We start from the raw sequence: 2,743 nt of genomic DNA, 5'->3' as shown, positions 1-2,743 counted from the left end.
TGGGGACGAAGCCCGCAACGTCGACCCGCACCGGCACGCAGGCATGGCAGTGTTCGCAATGCGGGCGATAGGTGAACTGTCCGCTGCGGCGAAAGCCGGCGCGGATCAGCGCGCTGTAGGCATGGGCGTCGATCAGGTGGGTGGGCGTGGCGACTTGCGAGCGCGAGCGCCGGCCCGGCAGATAGCTGCAGTCGTAATGCGCGGTCAGGTAAAACTGGATGCGCTGGAACGGCGGTTCAGTCGGATGCATCGAAATTCCAGGGGCCGGGCCGATGCGGCAAGTTTACCAACTCCGCCAGCCTTGCCGTGAACGCCGCACGCGGCAGCGTGCGCGCGCCCAGGCTGGCCAGATGCGGGGTCTCCATCTGACAGTCGATGAGGCCGAATTCCCAGCGCCGCAACTGCTGCGCCAGCCGCACCAGCGCCACCTTGGAGGCATCGGGTTCGCGGCTGAACATCGACTCGCCGTAGAACATGCGGCCGATCGCCACGCCGTACAAACCGCCCACCAGCTTGCCGTCGCGCCAGGTTTCCACCGAATGCGCGTAGCCGGCATCGAACAGGCGGGTGTAGGCCGCCACCATCGCCGGGGAAATCCAGGTGCCGGATGCGCCAGCGCGCGGTGCGGCGCAGGCGCGCATCACCTCGGCAAACGCCGTGTCCACGCGCGTCTCGAAGCCGCCATTGCGGATGCGCTTGGCCAGCGAGCGGGTGACGCGGATCTCGCCCGGTACCAGCACCATGCGCGGATCGGGGCTCCACCACAGGATGGGTTCGCCGGGGTTGAACCAGGGAAAGATGCCGTGGCGATAAGCATCCAGCAGGCGCTCGGCCGACAGGTCGCCTCCCATCGCCAGCAGGCCGTTGGGGTCGGCGAGCGCGGTTTCGACCGCGGGAAAGAATGTGGCTTTTTGGAAACATTCGCTCATGCCGCCATGGTAGCGGATTCATTTTTGGCTTGCGCCCCGATTGTTTATTTATTACGATATGCATGTCTTGTTTATATTTTTATCTTTTTTGACAGGAGCCGTGAACATGAAGAACTCCCTGCTTGCCCTTGCACTGATTGCCGCCCTGCCCGCCTCCGCCCTGGCCGACAACTGGATGATGCGCGTGCGCGCCATCGACATCGCCCCCGACGTCAAATCCTCGGGCCTGCCGGGCCTCGACGTATCCAGCGAATGGGTGCCGGAAGTCGACTTCACCTACTTCGTCACGCCCAACATCGGGGTGGAACTCATTCTCGGCACCGCGCGCCACGAAGTGACGCTGAACGGCGCCAGCCTCGGCAAGCTGAACCACCTGCCGCCGACGCTGACGCTGCAGTACCACTTCAACCCCACGCCGACGATCAAGCCCTACGTTGGTGCGGGCGTGAACTACACCCGCTTCTATAATGTCGATCTTGCTCCCGGCCTGAGCGTCGGCAATAACAGCTTCGGCGGCGCCCTGCAGGCGGGCGTGGACATTGCGGTAACCAAGAATGGCTATATCAACCTCGACGTTAAGAAAATCTGGATCGATACCGACGTCAAAAACAACGGCGTCAAGCTCACCAACCTGGAAATCAATCCGGTGGTGTGGGGTATCGGCTACGGGTTCCGTTTCTGACAACAAGCTGCACCTGACGCCTGCGGCCGGCCCGATCTCTCTCCCGGGTTTGCCGCGCCATAGCGTTCTCCTGCGGGGCGATGCGTGAGCCACTCTCCTAGACTCGCGGACGCCCCGTCTTTTTCGGGCTGCTTCCACTGCGGCCTGCCCGTGCCGGACGGCGCGGCCTACCCCATCCAGTTCGAAGGCGAAACGCGCCGGGCCTGCTGCCGCGGCTGCCAGGCGGTGGCGCAGACCATCGTCGACAGCGGCCAGGGCGCGTATTACGCCCACCGCACCGCGCTGCCCGCCACGCCCCAGCAGGCGGAGGCCGAACTGGCGCAGCTGGGGCTGTACGATCTGCCGGAAATCCAGGAAAGCTTCGTGCGGACGGAAACGGAGAACATCCGCGAGGCCGCACTGATCCTGGAAAACATCGTCTGCGCCGCGTGCATCTGGCTGAACGAACGCCACATCGCGGCGCTGCCCGGCGTGCTGTCGGTGGAGATCAACTACGCCACCCGCCGCGCGCGGGTGCGCTGGGACAACAGCCGCATCCAACTGTCGGCGATTCTGAAAGCGGTGTCGGACATCGGCTACATCGCCCACCCCTTCGACCCCGGCCGTTCCGACGACATCCACAAGCGCGAGCGCAACACCGCGATCAAGCGGCTGGCCATCGCCGGGCTCGGCATGATGCAGGTGATGATGTATGCGCTGCCGACCTACATCGCCACCGACATGACCACCGACATCCGCCTGCTGATGCGCTGGGCGAGCCTCATCCTCACCATTCCGGTCGTGGTGTATTCGGCGTGGCCGTTCTTCATCGGCGCCTGGCGCGACGTCAAGCGCCGCACCCTGGGCATGGACGTGCCGGTGGCGCTGGGCATCGGCACTGCCTTCGTCGCCAGCGTCTACGGCACCTTTTCCGGCCGCGGCGAGGTGTATTACGACTCGGTCACCATGTTCGTCTTCCTGCTCCTGACCGGGCGCTTTCTCGAAATGAACGCGCGCCGCCGCGCCGGCGCCGCGATCGAGGAACTGGTGAAGCTGATCCCCGCCGCCACCACGCGGCTGCCCAACTGGCCGGCGCGCGACGAGGAGCAGGTGCCGGTGGCCCGGCTGGCGGTCGGCGACCATGTGCTGGTGC

3 protein-coding genes and 1 pseudogene are annotated in these 2,743 nt (G+C 65.2%); 2 read left to right on the top strand and 2 right to left on the bottom strand.

Translation table 11 applies throughout. The features are described from left to right. Nucleotides 1–250 (bottom strand): annotated as a pseudogene (locus BGO62_RS00825) (arginyltransferase); the annotation flags it as partial. After that, nucleotides 237–929: a leucyl/phenylalanyl-tRNA--protein transferase gene (gene aat / locus BGO62_RS00820; RefSeq protein ID WP_296638593.1), complete on the bottom strand. Its 693-nt coding sequence runs from the start codon at nucleotides 927–929 to the stop codon at nucleotides 237–239. The pseudogene BGO62_RS00825 and the gene aat, both read right to left, overlap by 14 nt. Nucleotides 930–1,035: 106 nt before the next feature. Here aat and BGO62_RS00815 point away from each other — a divergent pair, with 106 nt between their 5' ends. Both BGO62_RS00815 and BGO62_RS00810 read left to right on the top strand, forming a co-directional pair. Then, entirely contained in the window at nucleotides 1,036–1,611 is a 576-nt protein-coding gene (locus tag BGO62_RS00815; RefSeq protein ID WP_296638591.1) for an OmpW family outer membrane protein, read from the top strand. Between the two features lie 84 nt (nucleotides 1,612–1,695). After that, nucleotides 1,696–2,743, top strand: a 1,048-nt coding sequence (locus BGO62_RS00810) for a heavy metal translocating P-type ATPase metal-binding domain-containing protein (protein ID WP_296638586.1), incomplete at its 3' end; no start/stop codon positions are given.

Source organism: Thiobacillus sp. 65-1402, assembly GCF_001897685.1.
Classification (GTDB): Bacteria; Pseudomonadota; Gammaproteobacteria; order Burkholderiales; family Thiobacillaceae; genus Thiobacillus.
Note: the sequence above shows the minus strand (reverse complement) of the source record. Positions and strands in the feature narration are given on the sequence as shown.